Here is a 20672-nt window from a genome sequence, read left to right on the forward strand (position 1 = left end):
AGCCGGGTGTCGCCTACAATTTCAAGCCGGACCCGGTAGTGCTTCAGGGTCTGCCCCGAATCCCATCGCGATGCCTTCGCGAAGACGAAAGAGAGCCTCATGTACCAGCACATCAAGGTGCCCGCGGGCGGCCAGAAGATCACCGTCAACGCCGACTACTCGCTGAACGTCCCCGACCAGCCGATCATTCCGTACATCGAGGGTGACGGCACCGGCTTCGACATCACGCCGGTGATGATCAAGGTCGTCGACGCCGCGGTCGAGAAGAGCTACGGCGGCAAGCGCAAGATCCACTGGATGGAGATCTACGCCGGCGAGAAGTCGACCAAGGTCTACGGCCCCGACGTCTGGCTGCCGGAAGAGACGCTGCAGGTGCTCAAGGAGTACGTGGTCTCGATCAAGGGCCCGCTGACGACGCCGGTGGGCGGCGGCATCCGCTCGCTCAACGTCGCGCTGCGCCAGGAACTCGACCTCTACGTCTGCCTGCGCCCGATCCAGTACTTCAAGGGCGTGCCGAGCCCGGTGAAGGAGCCGCACAAGACCGACATGGTGATCTTCCGCGAGAACTCGGAAGACATCTACGCCGGCATCGAGTTCGAGGCCGAGAGCGACAAGGCCAAGAAGCTGATCAAGTTCCTGCAGGACGAACTCGGCGTCAAGAAGATCCGCTTCCCCGGCACCTCGGGCATCGGCGTCAAGCCGGTCTCGCGCGAGGGCACCGAGCGCCTGGTGCGCAAGGCGATCCAGTACGCGATCGACAACGACAAGTCGAGCGTGACGCTGGTGCACAAGGGCAACATCATGAAGTTCACCGAAGGTGGCTTCCGTGACTGGGGCTACGCGCTGGCGCAGAAGGAGTTCGGCGCCGAGCTGATCGACGGCGGCCCGTGGGCCAAGTTCAAGAACCCGCGGACCGGCAAGGACATCGTCATCAAGGACGTGATCGCCGATGCCTTCCTGCAGCAGATCCTGCTCCGGCCGGCCGAGTACTCGGTGATCGCCACGCTCAACCTCAACGGCGACTACGTCTCCGACGCGCTGGCCGCGCAGGTCGGCGGCATCGGCATCGCCCCGGGTGCGAACCTGAGCGACTCGATCGCGATGTTCGAGGCCACCCACGGCACCGCGCCCAAGTACGCCGGCAAGGACTACGTGAACCCGGGCTCCGAGATCCTCTCGGCCGAGATGATGCTGCGCCACATGGGCTGGACCGAGGCCGCCGACCTGATCATCTCGTCGATGGAGAAGTCGATCCTGAGCAAGAAGGTGACCTACGACTTCGCGCGCCTGCTCGAGGGCGCGACCCAGGTCAGCTGCTCGGGCTTCGGCCAGGTGATGATCGAGCACATGTGAGTCCGTCTCACGACGTCCGCTGAGTTCTCGCAACGAGGCCCCGATCTCCCGCAGGAGATCGGGGCCTTGTCGTTGTCGGAGCGTCCTGTCTTCGGCTTCAGCGCAGCGAGGTGTTGGGCGTCGGCAGTTCCTCGGGTCGGTCCATCACTGCGAAGAGCTCGCCGATGACCGCCGGATTGCCGCTGATCCTGGCGCCGCCGGCCACCGCCTTGTCGTGGCTCAGGGTGCCGTCGAGCAACTGGTTGAACTGCTTGCGCGTCATCTCGACCCGGGCATCCTCCTCGGCCACGCGCTCGGTCTGAACCTGCAGCACGCTGTTGCGCAGCGTCAGCGTGAAGTCCTCGTTCGTGTCGGTGAGCCTGTAGCCCAGCCTCAGGAGCTTGCCGGAGGCTCGCTGCGGATTGATCCTGTAGCGCAGCATGTTGAACAGTGTTTCGCTCGGCTCGGTCTCGGCCGCGAAGATCTGCGCGGCGAGTTTGCGCTGCAGCGCGGCCGGATCGACCTTGCCCTCGATCTCGAGCGCGCCGGTCAGGTAGAAGCCGCGCAGGCTGCTGCTGGTCTGCTTGTAGCCGATCACCCGCAGCGCCGCCGCCTTCAGGTGTCGCGCCGGCCAGTCGTTCATGTCGATTCGGATCAGCGGGGTCGTCAGCTCGGCCGCCCACTGGGCGTCGCCGGCAAAGAAGGCCCGCTCCGCCTCGGCAAAGACCTTGTCGCGACCGCCCATCATCGCGACCGTCCGGCGTGCCTTCTCCAGGCGCGGGGTCGGGCCGAGCTCGGCCGGATCGCCGTTCCACCAGCTGATGTAGCCGCCGTACACGTTGCGGGTGCTCACGTGGACGTTGCCGTAGTACTCGATGCCCCAGGGCTCGACCTGCACCGCCTTGGGCAGGGCCACGGTCTCGGCGAGCTCGTCCGGCGTCAGGCCCATGTTGATGAGCCGCACGCTCTGGTCGAGCACGTACTGCATCGCGTCCCGGTAGTTGGTGAGCATGGTCTCGACCTTGTCGGCCCCGGCGACGATCTGCCCATGGCCGGGCACCAGGTAGTCCGCCTTGTAGGCGCGCATCCTGTCGATCGCGCCGAACCAGCGTTCGATGTCGCGCGGCCGTGTGCCGCGCAGCGAATGGAGCTGCGGGAAGGTCGGCCCCTGGATCTCGTCGCCCGCGAAGACGATGCGTTGCTGGGGAAGGTAGATGCCGATGTGGCTGGCCGCCTCGCCGCCGGTGTGGAAGAACACGAACTTGAGCCCGGCCAGCGTCATCTCGGTCGGCTTGTCGAGCGGCACCAGCGTGTTGGGAGCGATGAAGCCGGGCGCGCCGGTGACGGTGAAGCCGCAGCAGCCGATGTGGTAGTGGGTGCCCTCGGCGTCGGGCGGCAGCAGGACGCCGTACATGTAGCCCGCGCGCAGCGCCATGATCGGGCCGCTGGCGCCGTTCTCGCGCTCGTTCTCGCGCATGAAGTTCTCGGCGGCGATGATCTTGACCTTGCCGCTTTGCGCGTCCTCCCGGCTGACGAAGGCCGCCGTGCCGTTCGTGTGATCCGCGTGGTGGTGCGTGTAGATCAGCGCGACGACCGGCTTGCTGGTGAGCCCGCGCATCAGTTCGCGGGCCCTGGTGGCGTGCTCGACGCCCACGCTGGAGTCGATCAGCACCACGCCATCGGTGCCCTCGATGACGATGACGTTGCCGATGCCGCCGTTCGGCGTGTTGATGCTCCAGATCTTGTACGGCCCGACCTTGATCGCCTCTTCCTTGAAGTAGCGGGCGTGGTCGATGAAGTTCTGCGGCGCCGAGAACGGCACGAAGTACTTGTCCGGACGCGGCGGCGGCTCGGCCGCGACGAGGCCGGCCGATGCCAGCAGCAGCGCAGGAGTCGTGAGAACGGCGAACGCGACGGAAAACCGGCTCATGGCTTGGACTCCTCCAGGGGGCCACTGGGGAAACATCGCCAACCAGCACGATGTTGCCGGCGCGCCTTGCGCGGCAAGGTCAAGGTGAGTATGTCCTCTTGCCGAGCCTGCCGCTGAGGATCGGGAGGCCGGCGGTCGATCGGCGGACGTTGTCGGGGCCGCGACGCGTTGCCTGGCCGTGGCTTGGGCGCGTCACCCTGCCTTGATCGAGAACATGCGTCGTCGCGCGCCGGCCACTGCGCCGAGGCGAAGACGCAACACGCAAAAAGCCCGCCGGAAGGCGGGCTTTTTGCTCGGGTGGCCTGCTCAGGGAGAGATCTGCGGGGCCGAGGCCTCGCTTCCCGAGCGGGCCACGCTGCCCGTCTCGAGCGCCGAGATGTTCTGCGCCAGCTTGCCCTTGGGACCGTCGACCAGCTCGAAACTCACGCGCGAGCCCTGCTTGAGGGTGCGGAAGCCCTCCATCTGGATCGCCGAGAAATGGGCGAACACATCTTCACCGCCGCCTTCGGGCTCGATGAACCCGAATCCCTTGGCGTCGTTGAACCATTTGACGGTGCCGGTTGCCATGGCGCCCCTCCTGCTTGTATGTATGCGCTCGTGGCGCTGTGGTCTTCTCTAGGGATTCTCTGAAGGCCCCAAACTAGTGTCAAGGGAGCGTCTACCATGAGGCCGCAACGCCTTGGTCAGACCATCGACGGGGGCCTTGAAGGGGCGGGCGCCGCCTCCACTTGACTGTGCAGAGCAGCACTATTTGCAGCGTCGCTATCGACGCCACAGGCGGCCTGGGATCAGGTCCGGTCTATAGAATGAACCATGCCCGACGAGCCCTCCGTTCCGCCCGTTCCACCTCGTCCCGCGCCGCCACCGGCGGACGCCGGCCAGGGTGCGGTCGTGGCCGAGCGCAAGGTCCAGAAGACCGAGCCGCCGCGGATGTACCAGGTCGTGATGCTGAATGACGACTACACGCCGATGGAGTTCGTCGTGATGGTGCTGCAGGAGTATTTCCAGCGCGACATCGAGACCGCGACTCAGATCATGCTCAAGATCCATCATGAGGGTCGGGGCGTGTGCGGGGTCTACAGCAAGGATGTCGCCGCCACCAAAGTCGAGTTGGTGCTCACCGCTGCCAAGCGCTCCGGGCACCCGTTGCAATGCACCATGGAGGCCGCATGATTGCCCAGGAACTAGAAGTCAGCCTGCACATGGCCTTCGTCGAAGCCCGCCAGCAGCGCCACGAGTTCATCACTGTCGAGCACCTGCTGCTCGCGCTGCTGGACAACCCTTCCGCATCCGAGGTGCTCAAGGCCTGTTCGGCCAGCATCGACGACCTGCGCAAGAGCCTGACCCAGTTCATCAAGGAGAACACGCCCACCGTGGGCGGCTCCGACGAGGTGGACACCCAGCCGACGCTGGGTTTCCAGCGCGTGATCCAGCGCGCGATCATGCACGTCCAGAGCACCGGCTCCGGCAAGAAGGAAGTGACCGGCGCCAACGTGCTGGTGGCGATCTTCGGCGAGAAGGATTCGCACGCCGTCTACTACCTGCACCAGCAGGGCGTGACGCGCCTGGACGTGGTGAACTTCATCGCCCACGGCATCAAGAAGAGCGAGCCGCCCGAGCCCAGCAAGGGCAGCGAGGGCGGTGGTGCCGATGCCGACAAGGAAGAGGCGGCCGAGGCCAAGGGCTCGCCGCTCGAGCAGTACACGCAGAACCTCAACCAGCTCGCCCGCGACGGCAAGATCGACCCGCTGATCGGCCGCGAGCACGAGGTCGAGCGCGTGATCCAGATCCTGTGCCGGCGGCGCAAGAACAACCCGCTGCTGGTGGGCGAGGCTGGCGTCGGCAAGACCGCGATCGCCGAGGGCCTGGCCTGGCGCATCACCCAGGGCGAGGTGCCCGAGGTGCTGTCCGAGGCCACCGTCTACTCACTCGACATGGGCGCGCTGCTGGCCGGCACCAAGTACCGCGGTGACTTCGAGCAGCGCCTCAAGGCGGTGCTGAAGTCGCTCAAGGATCAGGCCGGCGCGGTGCTGTTCATCGACGAGATCCACACGCTGATCGGCGCGGGCGCCGCCAGCGGCGGCACGCTCGACGCCAGCAACCTGCTCAAGCCGGCGCTGTCGACCGGCCAGCTCAAGTGCATCGGCGCCACCACCTTCAGCGAGTACCGCGGCATCTTCGAGAAGGACGCGGCGCTGTCGCGGCGCTTCCAGAAGATCGACGTGGTCGAGCCCTCGGTCGAGCAGACCATCGAGATCCTCAAGGGCCTGAAATCGCGCTTCGAGGACCACCACCAGGTCAAGTACGCCCTTGGCGCGCTGCAGGCCGCGGCCGAGCTGGCCGCCAAGTACATCAACGACCGCCACCTGCCCGACAAGGCGATCGACGTGATCGACGAGGCCGGCGCCGCGCAGCGCATCCTGCCCAAGAGCAAGCAGAAGAAGACCATCACCCGCAACGAGGTCGAGGAGATCGTCGCCAAGATCGCGCGCATCCCGCCCGCGAGCGTCAGCAACGACGACCGCAGCAAGCTCAAGACGCTCGATCGCGACCTCAAGAGCGTGGTCTTCGGCCAGGATCCGGCGATCGACGCGCTGGCCGCCGCCATCAAGATGGCGCGCTCGGGCCTGGGCAAGCCGGAGAAGCCGATCGGCAGCTTCCTGTTCAGCGGCCCGACCGGGGTCGGCAAGACCGAGGTCGCCAAGCAGCTCGCCTTCATCCTCGGCATCGACCTGATCCGCTTCGACATGAGCGAGTACATGGAGCGCCACACGGTGAGCCGCCTGATCGGCGCGCCGCCGGGCTACGTGGGCTTCGACCAGGGCGGGCTGCTGACCGAGGCGATCAGCAAGAAGCCGCATTCGGTACTGCTGCTCGACGAGATCGAGAAGGCGCACCCGGATGTCTTCAACGTCCTGCTGCAGGTCATGGACCACGGCACGCTGACCGACAACAACGGGCGCAAGGCCGACTTCCGCAACGTGATCATCATCATGACCACCAACGCGGGCGCCGAGACCATCAACAAGGCGACGATCGGCTTCACGACCCAGCGCGAGCAGGGCGACGAGATGGCCGACATCAAGCGCCTGTTCACGCCCGAGTTCCGCAACCGGCTCGACGCGATCGTCAGCTTCCGCTCGCTCGATGAAGACATCATCATGCGGGTGGTCGACAAGTTCCTGCTCCAGCTCGAGGGCCAGCTGGCCGAGAAGAAGGTCGAGGTGAGCTTCAGCGACGAGTTGCGCAAGCACCTCGCCAAGAAGGGCTTCGACCCGCTGATGGGCGCGCGGCCGATGCAGCGCCTGATCCAGGACACGATCCGGCGCGCGCTGGCCGATGAACTGCTGTTCGGCCGCTTGGTCGACGGCGGCCGGCTGACGGTCGACATCGATGCCGCAGGCCAGCCAGTGCTCGACATCCAGCCGATCAAGAAGAACGACAAGCCGAACAAGGCGGAGCCGGCGACGGCCGATTGATCAGAGTACGCGCGACCAGTGCAAAGGGCTCCCTCGGGAGCCCTTTCTCATGGTGGCGGCAGATCGCGCGCCGGGTCCTGCCTGAAGTAGTTGGCCAGCAGCTCGTAGAGCGCCGGCGCCTCGTCGCGCAGCCCGTGCGGATCGACGAAGAAGGCCTCGCTGGCAACCGGGAAGAACTCGTCGACGCCCTCGCAGCCGTAGGGGTCGAGCACGGTGACGCGCCCGGCATCGACCGCGCGGCAAAGCCGGTCGTGGCCGGCCTCCATCACGCGCAGCCAGTGGCGGCGCGCGGCCGCATCGGGCAGCGGCGGCGCACCGTCGGGCTCGCGGCCGTCGGCCATGTCGAGCACATGCATGAACTCGTGGATCACGACGTTGTAGGCACCGTCCGGCCGCGGTCCGGCGTCGGCCACGTCGCGCCACGACAGCATCAGCGGCCCGCCTTCCATCGCCTCGCCGGCGAGCGGCTCCTCGTACTCGTGGACGATGCCGTGCTCGTCGGTCACGCTGCGCGGTGCAAGCACCTCGTCCGGATGCAGCACGATGCCGACGAAGCCATCGTAGGCGTCCAGGCCGAGGTGCAGCACCGGCAGGCAGGCCTGCGCCGCCACCGCCAGCGCCATGCCGTCGTCGAGTTGCAGGCCGCCGGCGGCATGGAACTCCTTGCGGTCGAGGAACAACGAACTCAGCCGCCGCAACTGCTGTCGCTCGGCCTCGGAGCGGCCGGCGATGAATGGGTAGCGCGCCAGCATCTCGTCCCAGAGCGGGTCGGGGATCGCCCGCTCGCGCAGTGCGCGCGCATCACGGCGGCGTCGCCACCAGCCGCCGATCATCCGACCTGGTCCAGCGCGAGCCGCTCGAAGCCGCGCGCCGAGAGCCGCAGCACCTCGGCCCGCGGCGGTTGGTGGTCGAGTTCCCAGTCGCTCAGCACCATGCGCGTGAAGCCCGGCGCCAGTTCCTCGGTACCGGGTCGGTGGGTATGACCGTGGATCATCACCGGCGCGGCCGCCTGGTGCATCCACTGCACCGCGCTCGCGGCGTCGACGTCGGCGTAGCCCTCGGGTTGGCGCCGATTCTGTTCGGCCTGGTGGGCCTGGCTGGCGCTGCGTGCCTGGGCCGCGATCGCGCGTCGCTGCGCCAGCGGCAGTGCCAGCATGCGCGTGCGCCAGGCCTCGCTGCGCAGTTCGGCGCGCACCCGCTGGTAGCCGGTGTCGGCCAGGCACAGCGCGTCGCCGTGGGTCAGCAGCACGCGCTCGCCAAACGCGACCAGCACGCTCGGGTCGGGCAGCGCGGTGATGCCGCAGTGGCGCAGCATCTCGGCGCCGACCAGGAAGTCGCGGTTGCCGGCCATTAAACTCAGGCTGAGCCGGCTCGAGGCCTCCTGCAGCAGTTCGGTGCAGCGGGCATCGAAGCCCTCGAAGCGCGCGTCGTCGCCGACCCAGACTTCGAACAGGTCACCCAGGATCAGCACCGCGTCGGCGGCCGTCGAGTGCAGGTAGGCGGCGAAGGCGTCGAAGGTGCCCGGCTCGCCCTGCTGCAAGTGCAGGTCCGAGATCAGGTCGATCCGTTGCCAGTCGCGCGGCGCGGCCAGCTCCCAGAAGCTCGGCAGCGGCAGGGCCGCGGCTGCACCGGTGCTCACGCGCCTCGCGATCTCAGTCAACGACGACCGCGCGCTCGATCAGCACGTTCTCGACCGGCACGTCGTCATGAAAGCCGCTGCGGCCGGTCCTGACCTTCTCGATCGCGTCGACCACGGCCTGGCCCTCGACCACCTTGCCGAACACCGCGTAGCCCCAGCCGCTGCCCGAGGGCGCGGTGTGGTTGAGGAAGGCGTTGTCGGCGGCGTTGATGAAGAACTGCGAGCTCGCCGAGTGCGGATCGTTGGTGCGCGCCATCGCCACCGTGTACTTGTCGTTCTTGAGGCCGTTGGTGGCTTCGTTCTTGATCGTCGCCAGCGTCGGCTTCTGCTTGAGGCCCGGCTCCATGCCGCCGCCCTGGATCATGAAGCCCTTGATGACGCGGTGGAACACCGTGCCGTCGAAATGGCCGCTCCTGACGTAGGCGAGGAAGTTGGCGACGGTTTCGGGTGCCTTGACCTCGTCGAGCGCGAGGACGATCTTGCCGTGGTTGGTTTGCAGTTCGACTTTGCTCATTTACTTCTCCATGCTGGCCTGGAGGATCACCACCGGCTCGACCGGCACGTTCTGGTGCATCCCCTTGCTGGTGGTGGGCACGGCCGCGATCTTGTCGACCACCTCCATGCCCGAGACGATCTTGCCGAACACCGCGTAGCCCTGGCCGTCGCGCGCGTTGGCCTGGTCGAGGAAGGCGTTGTCCTTGAGGTTCAAGAAGAACTGCGCGGTGGCCGAGTTGGGGTCGGCGGTGCGCGCCATCGCGATCGTGCCGCGCTGGTTGACGAGGCCGCTGCGGCTCTCGAGCGCGATCGGCGCCTTGGTCGGCTTCGCGCTCATGTCCTTGCTCATGCCGCCGCCCTGGATCATGAAGTTCGGGATCACGCGGTGGAAGATCGTGCCGTCGTACTGGCCGGCCTTGACGTAGGCGACGAAGTTGTCGACGGTCTTGGGCGCCTTGGCGCGGTCGAGCTCGACGACGATGTCGCCGGCACTGGTCTTCAGGCGCACGCGCTCGGTGGCGGCCTGGGCCGGGGCGGCGAGGCTGGCCAGCACGAAGGCACAGCCGGCGAGCAACGCTGCGCGCCGCCCGATGGCGGCAACAATGGATGAGACGGGACTCATGGAAACTCCGGTGGGTCGGTCGCGCTATTGTCCACGGAAGGCCGCTTCCGGTTGCCGGTCGCGTGGCTATACTGCGGCGCTTCTTCCGTCGGCCGCCGGGCTTTTGCCACCAGCATTTGCGCGCCGACCTGCCACCACGAGTGCCTGCCGTTCCCAGCCCGATGAGCCTGCGCATCCACAACACGCTCAGCCGCAGCACCGAAGTCTTCACCCCGCTCGAACCCGGTCATGTCCGCATGTATGTGTGCGGCATGACGATCTATGACCTGTGTCATGTGGGTCATGCGCGGATGATGATGGCCTTCGACGTGGTGCAGCGCTGGCTCAAGGTGAGCGGTTATCGCGTCACCTACGTGCGCAACATCACCGACATCGACGACAAGATCATCAAGCGTGCGCTCGAGCGCGGCATCACGATCCGCGCGCTGACCGACGAGATGATTGCCGCGATGCACCAGGACATCGGCGCGCTCGGCATCGAGCGACCGACGCACGAGCCGCGCGCCACCGAGTACGTGTCGCAGATGATCGGCATGGTCCAGGCGCTGCAGGGCAAGGGCTACGCCTACCAGGGCAGCGGCGGCGACATGAACTACTCGGTGCGCCGCTTCGAGGGCTACGGCAAGCTCAGCGGCAAGTCGATCGACCAGCTGCGCGCCGGCGAGCGCGTGGCGGTGCTCGAGGGCAAGGACGACCCGCTCGACTTCGTGCTGTGGAAGGCCGCCAAGCCCGAGGAACCGGCCGACGCCAAGTACGACGCGCCCTTCGGTGCTGGCCGCCCCGGCTGGCACATCGAATGCTCGGCAATGGCCTGCGCCTTGCTTGGTGAGAGCTTCGACCTCCACGGCGGCGGCATGGACCTGCAGTTCCCTCATCACGAGAACGAGATCGCGCAGAGCGAGGCCGCGCATGGCCGCCAGATGGCCAGGTTCTGGGTCCACAACGGATTCCTCAACGTCGACAACGAGAAGATGTCCAAGTCGCTGGGCAACTTTTTCACCATCCGCGACGTGCTCAAGCACTTCGACGGCGAGACGATCCGCTTCTTCATGCTGCGCGCCCACTACCGCAGCCCCTTCAACTACAGCGACGCTGGACTGGTCGATGCCAAGGCCGCGTTGACCCGCCTCTACACCGCGCTCGATGCGGTGGCGGCCGATGACGTGGCGACGGTCGACTGGACCGAGCCGTACGCGGCCCGCTTCAGGGCCGCGATGGACGACGACTTCAACACGCCGATCGCGGTGTCGGTGCTCTTCGAACTTGCCGGCGAAATCAATCGCGGCCGCTCGAGCGCGCTGGCCGGGCTGTTGAAGGTGCTGGCCGGCACGCTCGGCCTGCTGCAGCAGGTCCCGGCCGTCTGGTTGCAGGGCGGCGGCGCGGGTGTCGACGAGGCGGCCGAGATCGAGGCCCAGATCGCGCTGCGGGCGCAGGCCAAGGCGGCCAAGGATTGGGCCGAGGCCGACCGCATCCGGCTGGCGCTGCTCGCGCGCGGCATCGTGCTCAAGGACTCGGCCCAGGGCACGACCTGGGTGCGGGCCTGAGTACCGGCGCCCGCATCGGATCGATCATGGCTCCACGCGGCACATCCGCCCGTGTCACTCCCGAAGTGACTCCAGACTATTGGGACGAGGCCTGCAAGCACCTTTCGCGGCGCGATCGCGTCATGAAGAAGCTGATCCCGCAGTTTGGCGAGGCGCGACTGCAGAGCAAGGGCGATGCCTTCACGACGCTGGCGCGCTCGATCGTCGGTCAGCAGATCTCGGTCAAGGCGGCGCAGTCGGTGTGGAACCGCTTTGCCGCGCTGCTGCCCGGCGAGGCGGCCCGCATCGCGCCCGGCGGCGTGCTCGAACTGAGCAACGCCGATATGCGCGGCGCCGGGCTTTCGGCCCGGAAGGTCGAGTACCTGTGCGACCTGGCCCAGCATTTCGAGTCGGGCAGCGTGCATGTCAAACGCTGGGGCACGATGGACGACGAGGCGATCATCGAGGAACTGGTCGCTATTCGCGGCATCGGTCGCTGGACAGCCGAGATGTTCCTGATCTTCCACCTGATGCGCCCCAACGTGCTGCCGCTCGACGACCTCGGGCTGCTCAAGGGCATCAGCGACAACTACTTCAGCGGCGAGCCGGTCTCGCGCGCCGAGGCGCGCGAGGTGGGCGACGCCTGGGCGCCGTACCGCAGCGTCGCCACCTGGTACCTCTGGCGCAGCCTTGACCCGCTGCCGGTGGACTACTGACAATCCATGATCGCCGGTTCCTGCCGGCGCATGAGCACAAGGAGCTTCCCGCATGAGCACGGTGAAGAAGCATTTCCTGGAGTTCGAGCAGCCGATCGCCGAACTCGAGAGCAAGATCGACGAGCTGCGCTATGTGCAAAGCGAGTCGGCGGTCGACATCTCCGAAGAGATCGACCGCCTGAGCGTGAAGAGCCAGCAACTGGCCAAGGAGATCTATTCGAGCCTGACGCCGTGGCAGGTGACGCAGATCGCGCGCCATCCGCAGCGGCCCTACACGCTCGACTACGTGAACGAGCTGTTCACCGACTTCCACGAGTTGCACGGCGACCGTGCCTTTGCCGACGACCAGAGCATCGTCGGCGGCCTGGCCCGCTTCAACGGCCAGGCCTGCATGGTGCTCGGCCACCAGAAGGGTCGCGACACCAAGGAGCGCGCCGCGCGCAACTTCGGCATGAGCCGGCCCGAGGGCTACCGCAAGGCGCTGCGCCTGATGACGCTGGCGCAGAAGTTCGGCCTGCCGGTCTTCACCTTCGTCGACACGCCCGGCGCCTACCCCGGCATCGGCGCCGAGGAGCGCGGCCAGAGCGAGGCGATCGGCCACAACATCTTCGCAATGGCCGGGCTCGAGGTGCCGATCATCACCACCATCATCGGCGAGGGCGGTTCCGGCGGCGCGCTGGCGATCGGCGTCGGCGACCAGGTGCTGATGCTGCAGCACTCGGTCTACTCGGTGATCTCGCCCGAGGGCTGCGCCTCGATCCTGTGGAAGACCTCCGAACGTGCCAGCGAGGCGGCCGAGGCCATGGGCATCACCGCTCACCGCCTCAAGGCACTCGGTCTGATCGACAAGATCGTCAACGAGCCGGTTGGCGGCGCCCACCGCGACCCGAAGGCGATGGCGGCGTTCTTGAAGCGCGCCCTCAACGACGCGCTGCGCCAGGTGGCCGACCTCAAGCCGACCGAGTTGCTGAACCGGCGCTACGACCGGCTCAAGAGCTACGGCCGCTTCAACGACACCAAGGACCGATGAGCCGCGGCTCCAAGCCCGACAGTTCGGGCTTGGACGGCTCGCGAGGGCCGCGAGCTCTGCGAGTGGCACGATGGCGCGCGGCTCCATGTCCAACAGTTTGGACATGGACGGGTCGAGGGCCGCGAGCTCTGCGAGCGGCAAGATGAGCACGGCAGGTGTGGATCTCGCGGTCGCCTACAGCGGCGGGCGCGATTCGACTGCGCTGCTGCATGCAACCCTGCTTGCCGCGCGCGACGCCGGCCTGCAGGTTCATGCGCTGCACGTCCACCACGGGCTGAGTGCACACGCCGACGAGTGGCTCGCGCACTGCACCTCGCAGTGCGAGCGCTGGCACCGTGCCGGCTTGCCGGTCACTCTTCATCACGAGCGTTTGAGCCTGAAGCCGCGGCGCGGCCAGAGCGTCGAGGCGCTCGCGCGCGACGCGCGCTACGCGGCGCTGGCGCGCATGGCGCACGCGGCGGGCGCGACGATCGTGCTGCTCGCCCACCACCGGCGCGACCAGGCCGAGACCTTCCTGCTGCAGGCGCTGCGTGGGGCTGGCGCCGAAGGCCAGGCCGCAATGCCGCGCGGCGTCGAGCGCGATGGCATCAGCTGGCTGCGACCCTGGCTCGAGCAGCCGCGCGAGGCGATCGAGGCCTATCTGCGCCGACGCCGCCTGCGCTTCATCGACGACGACAGCAACGACGATCCGCGCTTCGCGCGCAACCGGCTGCGGCTCGAGGTCTGGCCGGCGCTGGTCGCCGCCTTCCCGCAGGCCGAGGCGAGCCTTGCCGATGCGGCACGCCGCGCGCAGCAGACCATCGATGCCACGAAGGCCGCTGCCGCGGCCGAACCGATGCCGGAGCGGCTCGACATCGCGGCCTGGGCGCGGCGACCGCCGTCCGAGTCACGACTGTTGTTGCGGCACTGGCTCAAGGCGCGTCTGGGTCGCGCACCGAGCGCGGCACTGGTCGAGCGACTGTGCGGGGAGATTGGCGTCGGCCGCGACCCGGCGCGCTGGCCAGTCGGCGCCGGCGATGCACGCGAGCTCAGGCGTTACCGGGGCGAACTGCGTCTTGAAGTGGTCCCGCTTGCCAAGCCGCCGGCCGTCGAAGCCACGCTCGGCCTGCACCGCGCCGGCCGCTTCCCCGTGCCCGGCTGGGGCGGCACGCTGGTGGCGACGCGCGTGAAGCAGGGCGGCATTGCCACCGAGCAGCTGGCCGCGCTCAGCCTGCGCGCGCGCAGCGGCGGCGAACAGTTCCAGCTCGGCCCGCAGCGGCCGCCGCGCAGCCTGAAGAAGCAGTACCAGGCGCTCGGCGTGCCCGAGTGGCAGCGCGACGGTCCGCTGCTCTACGCGGCCGACGGTGCATTGCTGATGGTGCCCGGCCTGGGCGTCGACGCCCGCGCGCAGGCCGCGCCCGGTGTGGCGCAGCTCGCGCTGCGCTGGGAGCCTGGCGCGCAAGAGCCGCGTCAGCCGCCTCAGTAGAATCCCGGGTTCGCGTTTGGGCGCCGTGGGTGCCCGCGTCGGCCTTAGTTCAACTCATGGCTTTGATCGTTCACAAGTACGGCGGCACGTCGATGGGCTCGACCGAGCGCATCCGCAATGTCGCCAAGCGCGTTGCCAAGTGGCATCGCGCCGGCCACCAGATGGTGGTGGTGCCCTCGGCAATGAGCGGCGAGACCAATCGCCTGCTCGGCCTGGCCAAGGAACTCTCGCCCGCGACGCACAGCACCGCGCTGGCGCGCGAGCTCGACCTGATCGCCGCCACCGGCGAGCAGGTCTCGGTCGGACTGCTGGCGATCGCGCTGCAGGCCGAAGGCATCGACGCGGTCAGCTACGCCGGCTGGCAGGTGCCGATCGCCACCGACAGCGCCTTCACCAAGGCGCGCATCCAGAGCATCGACGACGTCCGGGTGCGTGCCGATCTCGAAGCCGGCCGCGTGGTAATCATCACCGGCTTCCAGGGCATCGACCCCGAGGGCAACGTCACCACGCTCGGCCGCGGCGGCAGCGACACCTCGGCGGTGGCGGTGGCGGCGGCGATGAAGGCGGCCGAGTGTCTGATCTACACCGACGTGGATGGCGTCTACACCACCGACCCGCGCATCGTGCCCGAGGCCCGGCGCCTTTCGACCATCAGCTTCGAGGAAATGCTCGAGATGGCCAGCCTTGGCTCCAAGGTGCTGCAGATCCGCTCGGTCGAGTTCGCCGGCAAGTACCGGGTGCCGCTGCGCGTGCTGAGCAGCTTCACCGACTGGGACATCGACATCAATGAAGAGGCGCGCTCGGGCACGCTGATCACTTTCGAGGAAGACGAAAAAATGGAACAGGCCGTTGTTTCCGGCATCGCGTTCAACCGCGACGAGGCCAAGGTCAGCGTGATGGGCGTGCCCGACAAGCCGGGTATCGCGTTCCAGATCCTGGGCCCGGTGGCCGACGCCAACATCGACGTCGACGTCATCATCCAGAACGTCTCGCACGACGGCCGCACCGACTTCTCGTTCACCGTGCACCGCAACGACTACGCGCGCGCGATGGATCTGCTCAAGAACACCGTGGCGCCGGCCTGCGGCGCCAGCAGCGTGGTCGGCGACCCGAAGATCTGCAAGGTCAGCATCGTCGGCATCGGCATGCGCTCGCATGTCGGTGTGGCCAGCCGCATGTTCCGCTCGCTGAGCGAGGAGGGCATCAACATCCAGATGATCTCGACCAGCGAGATCAAGACCTCGGTCGTCATCGACGAGAAGTACATGGAGCTGGCCGTGCGTGCGCTGCACAAGGCCTTCGACCTCGACCAGCCGGCTGAGGCATAATCGCGGTCTGGCCTGGAGTCGTGACCGAGTGGCCGAAGGTGCTCCCCTGCTAAGGGAGTATGTGCGCTAAAACGTGCATCGAGGGTTCGAATCCCTCCGACTCCGCCAACCCATCCGCAAAGCCCGCCCTCCGGCGGGCTTTTGCTTTTGGGCCTCCATTGATCCAGCGCAAGCCGGGCGCCGGCCGCAAGGCGCACGCTGCGCAGGCGAGGTGCCGCGTGCACCGCGCGCTTCGATCGGAGGTCCGCGCCATGACTCACGCCACGCTCACCATCATCCGCCGCGAGCACACCGCGTTGTCGGCCATGCTGCGCTCGATCGTGCTGCTGCTGGCGGAGTTGCGCAGGCACGACGCACTGCCCGACTTCGGCGTGCTGCGCGCAATGCTGTTCTATGTCGACGAGTTCCCGCAGCGCCTGCATCACACGAAGGAGAGCGAGCTGCTGTTCCCGAGGCTGCGCCAGCGCAGCCCGGAGGCGGCCGAGGTACTGAGCCGGCTCGACCGCGACCACGCCGGCGGCGAGGTGGCGATCCGCGAACTCGAGCACGATCTGCTCGGCTTCGAGATGATGGCCGACACGGTCCAGGGGCCGGCCCGGCGCCAGCGCTTCGAGGACGCGATGAACCGCTACGTCGGCTTCTATCTCGAGCACATGCGGATCGAGGAAAGTCTCGTCCTGCCGCTGGCCGAGCGCGTGCTGACCGAGCAGGACTGGGCCGAACTGGATGCGGCCTTCGAGCAGAACCGCGATCCGCTTGCCGGCTACGAGGGCGACGAGGCCTATCGCACGGTGTTCCGCCGGATCCTCAACGCGTTGCCGGCACCGCTGGGCCTCGGTTCGGCGATCGAGGCGATGGCGGGCAAGGGCGTGGCCCGGACGTTCCAGCCGAGCGCGCGCTGAGAGGCGTGATCGGCGCGCCCGGCGACAGGCGCGTCAGGCATGCGACGCTAGACTGCGTCGGCGCCCGATCCGGGCCTGTCGGGAGCCTCTCTCATGGCCACACGCCGCCGCGCGCTCGCCGCGCTCGCCACCGTGACCGTCGCCACGCTGCTCGGCGCCTGCGCCAGCATGCCCGGGCGCGAACCGGTGCAGGTCAGCGTGGTCGGCATCGAGCCGCTGGCGGGCGAGGGCATGGAACTGCGCTTCAACGTCAAGCTGCGAGTGCAGAACCCGAACGACGCGCCGATCGACTTCGACGGCCTGTTCGTCGAGTTGGACGTGCAGGGCAGGAGCTTCGCCACCGGCGTCAGCGACGCCAAGGGCACGATCCCGCGCTTTGGCGAGACGGTGCTGGTGGTGCCGGTCAGCGTGTCGGCGCTGCGCGCGGTGCGCCAGATCATCGGCGTCGCCACCGGTGGCCAGATGCCGCAGAAGATCGACTACGAGCTGCGCGGCAAGATCGGCGGCCCGCTGTTCAACAGCGTGCGTTTCGAGCATCGCGGCGAACTCGCGCTTCCGGGCGAAGGCGCACGCTGAACCGGGACCGTCGTTCAGCGGAGACCTCCGTGCACGCCGCTTGGCTCGGCCGCCAGAGCGGCAATCGCGAGCTCCCAAGCACGTGGGACGCGCGGCTCGTGGGGCTGGACGAGGGCGGCGATCTTCGCTAGTGTCCGCCGCTTCCGTGGCGCCGCTGCTGCAGAAGCACGCAGGCAGACCGCCGTGGTCTCAGGGAGCCTACTGCCTTTGAACTCTGGTCCGAGCGACGTGCCGGACGCGGGGCCATGCGAGGGCGATGGCGATGGGAATCACTCGGCGGCAGTTCAACGGCGCGGCGTGGCGCCTGGGCCTGACCGGCGCGGCCGGCGTCGTGCTCGGCTCGTGCGGCGGCAGCGACTACGAACTGCCACCTGCAGCGCCGCTGGATGCGGAGCTCAAGAGCTTCCACTTCGACCTCAGCGCGGTGCCGGCGGATGACCCGCATGTGCTGCGCGTCGGCGGCAGGCGCTATCCGCTGAAGGTGCATGACGAGCAGTCGCGCCAGGCCGCGCGCCTGGCAAGGCCCGGCCTTGCGGGCGTGCCCGACCGGCACCTGACCCACTATGTCGACGGCGTCGCGGTGAGCCTGACGCGCCAGCAGCGCATGCACGTGACGACCCGGAGCCCGACGCGAGGTCACGGCGTGGCGCTGGTCGCGATGTACATCCCGACTGCCTCGCGCATCGCGGCGCGCCGCGCGCGCGGCCTCGGTGCCGCGTCGTGCCGCGGCCTGTGCGCGAGCGCCGCAGGCGACGATATCTGCACCTTCGAGGACCAGGTCGAGGATGGCTTCGTCAGCGGCCGCAGCACCGCGAAGGCGATCATCACGCACTACCCCGACGTGCTGAACCTCGATGGCGACATCGCGGCGCAGGTCGAGACGCACATGGACGGCGACCAGGCAGCCGCGGTCGACAATTTCACCCAGGTGTTGTGCGACCTGGGGCCGGCCTACGAGCATGACATCACCGGCCAATTCCACGACGGCTGGGCCGTGCTGGTGCCGCGGCTGCTGTCCGACGGCTCGAAGATCCTCGACAGCGAGGGCAATCCCACCTTCGACTACGTCTACAACGACGCCACCAGCAAGGCGCTGGTGGACCCGGTGCAGGCGATCGTGCAGGCGATCAGGAACGACGCGGCGCTGAAGGACCAGCAGTACCAGGTCATCTACCACGGCGACCCGATCGACACCGCGAGCTTTCCCGAGGCGAACCCGACGCCACTGGTGGGCGATGGCGGCAGCGTCCCGGCGCCGCAGGCCACCGCCTCCGAGGTCACTTTCAGCACGCTGGGCTACCACCACAACATCCTCTTCTACGGCGATCAGGGCTCGGCGGCCAATCGGCAGTTCACGCTCAAGATCCTGAACATGAACTTCGTCTGGTACGGGCTGTTCTTCGAACACCTCGACGCCAGCGGACACGCGATGAACGTGACCGGCAGCGGCACGCTCGCCGGTGTCATGGGCGACTTGCTCATCGAGACCGACCGGCTGGCGTTCTGGGACATGATCAGCAGCCCGCCGGCGATCTTCGGCATCCCGACGCCGTTCCCCTACAGCATCACGATGAAGGACCTGCCGGCGGGCGTGGCTTCGGTGCGGCTGAACCTGATCGGGCCGGGCGGCTACGGCAACCTGCCGTGGGGGCCGTCGGCCATCCCCGGCATCGCGATGACCGCGGTGTGCCAGTACATGCTGCCGATGTTCTTCCTGGCGAGCGGCACCGGCATCGACTCGACCAAGACGCTGATCGAGCTGATCCTCGACAAGCCCAGCATCTGGATCAAGACGCTGGGCGAGCTGTCGGCGATCATCTCCAGCGCGACCGGCTCGAACAAGAACGATCTCGGGCTGGAGGGCTCGGTCGAGAGCCTGCTGACGGCCGTGGTGCAGAACGCGCTGGTCATCCCGATGGAGGAGCTGTCGCCCGAGTTGTGGGCGTGGATCACCGGCACCTTCGTGAGCGAGGAGGTCGAGGACAGCGTGCCCTTCGTCGGCTGGATCCTGCGCGCGGTGGCCGTGGCCGGCACCATCGGCGCGATGGTCGCCACCACCGCCGAGATCGCCGGCAACCCGATCGTCATCAGCAACACGGTCTCGTTCAAGCACTCGATCAACTTCTCGATCAGCTACGACCCGCTCGATTTCGAGTTCCCGCGCGACGCGACGCACTGCGTGCTCAGCGTCACCGCCGGCACCACGGCGATCACGCCCGGCACCGTCGTGCAGCGTCCGGGGAACACCTGGCCGGACACGCTCAGCGTGACGATCGACGACATCCCCGCGACCGGCGCGCCGGCGACCGTCAGCGTGATCTTCCTGTCGAGCACGAACTATCCGCTGGCGCACAGCGCGGCGGTCGACATCAACGGCAAGCCGGTGCCCGATGCCAACGGCAACCCGGTCGCCGGCGACGTGAGCTTCACCAACTCGGCGCCGGCGGACGGCAGCACACTGGTGGTCAACGTGCCGACCGTCGAGAACGCGGTGCCGATCACCGCGTCGACCAAGTACACCCACCACCACAAGCTCACGTACGCATCGGGCCATTACGGCTGGACGTACACCGCCACGCCCCCGGCCATCGAAGCCGCCGTGTGCACCAACGCCAGCGGCTTGTGCCGGCTCGGCAATCTCGCCGTCTGGCTGCCCGGCGGGATGATCGGAGCCTCGTGGCAGGCCGCCTCGCCGACGGTGACCAGCTGCCGCGGTGGCAGCGCCACCGGGCAGCTCTACGCCTTGCGCAACCTGAGCCTGAAGAGCGACCCGAACCTGGCCTACAAGACGCCGGGCTGCGGCTTCCCGGCGGCCGCGCCGCTGGCCTACGACATGTCGGCCAAGGTCGGGGCCCCCAACGGCCTGCACTTCTATCTCGACGTCATCGACGTCAGCAAGAGCAGCCCGGAAAGCCACCTGCGCCGCATCGTGCTCGACACGAGCACGCCGGTCACGGCGCCGTCGACCCAGAGCTGGGGGCGCTTTCGCATCCCGATCGACCGCATCGCGGTCTACAGCAAGGGCTCGTCGCCGCGCGTGGTCGGCATCTCGACGCTGGCCCACAAACTGGCGGTGCTCGACCTGCCCGACGCGCCCTACGACGGCGACGAGTTCGCCAACAACGCGAAAGTGATGTCGGGCCAGGGCGAGGGCAACGATGAGTTGCTGTACGCCCCGAGCGCGCTGGCGATCGCAGACGGCGGCGCGATCCTCATCCTGCAAGGCGGCGCGACCAAGAGCGTGAAGGCCTTCGACATCGACGGCAAGCCGTGGAAGTTCTTCAAGGGCGAGACCAGCAGCGTGCTGGATCTGGTGGCGGAAGCGGGCCTCGTCGTCACCTGGCTCGACATCAGCATCGAGCCGACGAACCTGCTCTACGTGCTCTCGCACACCGGCACCGGCACGCAGATGTCGGACTTCCGGCTCGACATCTACGACAGCGGCACCGGCCAGCGCATCGTGCGCAACACCGGCATCGCCGCCGCCAGCATCGTTGTCGACCGCTTCCGCGGGCTCTACACGCTGAACTACGAGACCGTGAAGGGCTCGCCGGTCGTCGAGCCATCGGTGAGCGTATGGAGCCCGTCGACCTAGGTCGGCGGTCCTGGTCCAGGGCACGAAGCAGGAGAGGCCT

General features: G+C 67.8%; 17 protein-coding genes and 1 tRNA gene. 12 read left to right on the top strand and 6 right to left on the bottom strand.

The features are described from left to right. The first annotated feature begins 99 nt into the window (after positions 1–99). Positions 100–1353, top strand: coding sequence for an NADP-dependent isocitrate dehydrogenase (gene icd / locus EV670_RS11895; RefSeq protein ID WP_130432314.1), 1254 nt, complete (start codon positions 100–102; stop codon positions 1351–1353). Positions 1354–1450: 97 nt separating this feature from the next. Here icd and EV670_RS11900 read toward each other — a convergent pair whose 3' ends face one another. Together EV670_RS11900 and EV670_RS11905 are read right to left on the bottom strand one after the other, a co-directional pair. Beyond that, complete coding sequence (locus EV670_RS11900; protein ID WP_165393306.1) at positions 1451–3262, bottom strand: alkyl sulfatase dimerization domain-containing protein; 1812 nt, start codon at positions 3260–3262, stop codon at positions 1451–1453. Between the two features lie 306 nt (positions 3263–3568). Further along, the gene (locus EV670_RS11905) at positions 3569–3829 is read right to left on the bottom strand and encodes a cold-shock protein (RefSeq protein WP_130432318.1); all 261 of its coding nucleotides are present in this window, start codon (positions 3827–3829) and stop codon (positions 3569–3571) included. Between the two features lie 246 nt (positions 3830–4075). On the opposite strand from EV670_RS11905, the gene clpS reads away from it, so the two are divergent. Together clpS and clpA are read left to right on the top strand one after the other, a co-directional pair. Next, the gene (gene clpS / locus EV670_RS11910) at positions 4076–4435 is read left to right on the top strand and encodes an ATP-dependent Clp protease adapter ClpS (protein ID WP_130432320.1); all 360 of its coding nucleotides are present in this window, start codon (positions 4076–4078) and stop codon (positions 4433–4435) included. After that, a complete protein-coding gene (clpA, locus tag EV670_RS11915) occupies positions 4432–6741 on the top strand; it encodes an ATP-dependent Clp protease ATP-binding subunit ClpA (protein ID WP_130432322.1) in 2310 nt (769 codons plus the stop codon). Before clpS ends, clpA begins: the two co-directional genes overlap by 4 nt. 47 nt (positions 6742–6788) lie before the next feature. Here clpA and EV670_RS11920 read toward each other — a convergent pair whose 3' ends face one another. The 4 genes from EV670_RS11920 to EV670_RS11935 are packed head-to-tail and all read right to left on the bottom strand — an operon-like array spanning position 6789 to position 9497. Next, positions 6789–7574, bottom strand: coding sequence for a M90 family metallopeptidase (locus EV670_RS11920; RefSeq protein WP_130432324.1), 786 nt, complete (start codon positions 7572–7574; stop codon positions 6789–6791). Then, complete coding sequence (locus tag EV670_RS11925) at positions 7571–8380, bottom strand: UDP-2,3-diacylglucosamine diphosphatase (protein WP_130432326.1); 810 nt, start codon at positions 8378–8380, stop codon at positions 7571–7573. Before EV670_RS11925 ends, EV670_RS11920 begins: the two co-directional genes overlap by 4 nt. Positions 8381–8393: 13 nt before the next feature. Continuing rightward, complete coding sequence (locus tag EV670_RS11930) at positions 8394–8894, bottom strand: peptidylprolyl isomerase (RefSeq protein ID WP_130432328.1); 501 nt, start codon at positions 8892–8894, stop codon at positions 8394–8396. Beyond that, positions 8895–9497: a peptidylprolyl isomerase gene (locus EV670_RS11935; RefSeq protein WP_130432330.1), complete on the bottom strand. Its 603-nt coding sequence runs from the start codon at positions 9495–9497 to the stop codon at positions 8895–8897. It abuts the gene before it with no gap. 161 nt (positions 9498–9658) lie between these two features. Here EV670_RS11935 and cysS point away from each other — a divergent pair, with 161 nt between their 5' ends. The 9 genes from cysS (at position 9659) to EV670_RS11980 (ending at position 20632) form a co-directional block, all read left to right on the top strand. Further along, the gene (gene cysS / locus EV670_RS11940) at positions 9659–11041 is read left to right on the top strand and encodes a cysteine--tRNA ligase (RefSeq protein ID WP_130432332.1); all 1383 of its coding nucleotides are present in this window, start codon (positions 9659–9661) and stop codon (positions 11039–11041) included. Between the two features lie 26 nt (positions 11042–11067). After that, positions 11068–11736 (top strand): DNA-3-methyladenine glycosylase family protein, encoded by a 669-nt coding sequence (locus EV670_RS11945; protein ID WP_130432334.1) that lies wholly within the window; start codon positions 11068–11070, stop codon positions 11734–11736. A gap of 52 nt (positions 11737–11788) precedes the next feature. Continuing rightward, positions 11789–12766 (top strand): acetyl-CoA carboxylase carboxyltransferase subunit alpha, encoded by a 978-nt coding sequence (locus tag EV670_RS11950; protein ID WP_130432336.1) that lies wholly within the window; start codon positions 11789–11791, stop codon positions 12764–12766. Between the two features lie 142 nt (positions 12767–12908). Next, positions 12909–14231, top strand: coding sequence for a tRNA lysidine(34) synthetase TilS (gene tilS / locus EV670_RS11955; RefSeq protein WP_242616933.1), 1323 nt, complete (start codon positions 12909–12911; stop codon positions 14229–14231). 56 nt (positions 14232–14287) lie between these two features. Continuing rightward, complete coding sequence (locus EV670_RS11960; RefSeq protein WP_130432338.1) at positions 14288–15559, top strand: aspartate kinase; 1272 nt, start codon at positions 14288–14290, stop codon at positions 15557–15559. Positions 15560–15573: 14 nt separating this feature from the next. After that, a tRNA-Ser gene (locus EV670_RS11965) sits at positions 15574–15667 on the top strand. Positions 15668–15810: 143 nt separating this feature from the next. Continuing rightward, entirely contained in the window at positions 15811–16461 is a 651-nt protein-coding gene (locus EV670_RS11970; RefSeq protein WP_130432340.1) for a hemerythrin domain-containing protein, read from the top strand. 93 nt (positions 16462–16554) lie between these two features. Continuing rightward, positions 16555–17037 carry an LEA/WHy family protein gene (locus tag EV670_RS11975; RefSeq protein ID WP_130432342.1) on the top strand — a complete coding sequence of 161 codons (483 nt, stop codon included), beginning with the start codon at positions 16555–16557 and terminating at the stop codon, positions 17035–17037. Between the two features lie 262 nt (positions 17038–17299). Next, positions 17300–20632: a hypothetical protein gene (locus tag EV670_RS11980; RefSeq protein ID WP_130432344.1), complete on the top strand. Its 3333-nt coding sequence runs from the start codon at positions 17300–17302 to the stop codon at positions 20630–20632. Positions 20633–20672 lie beyond the last annotated feature (40 nt).

The sequence above is a fragment of the Rivibacter subsaxonicus genome (genome assembly GCF_004217215.1).
GTDB classification, from domain to species: Bacteria; Pseudomonadota; Gammaproteobacteria; order Burkholderiales; family Burkholderiaceae_C; genus Rivibacter; species Rivibacter subsaxonicus.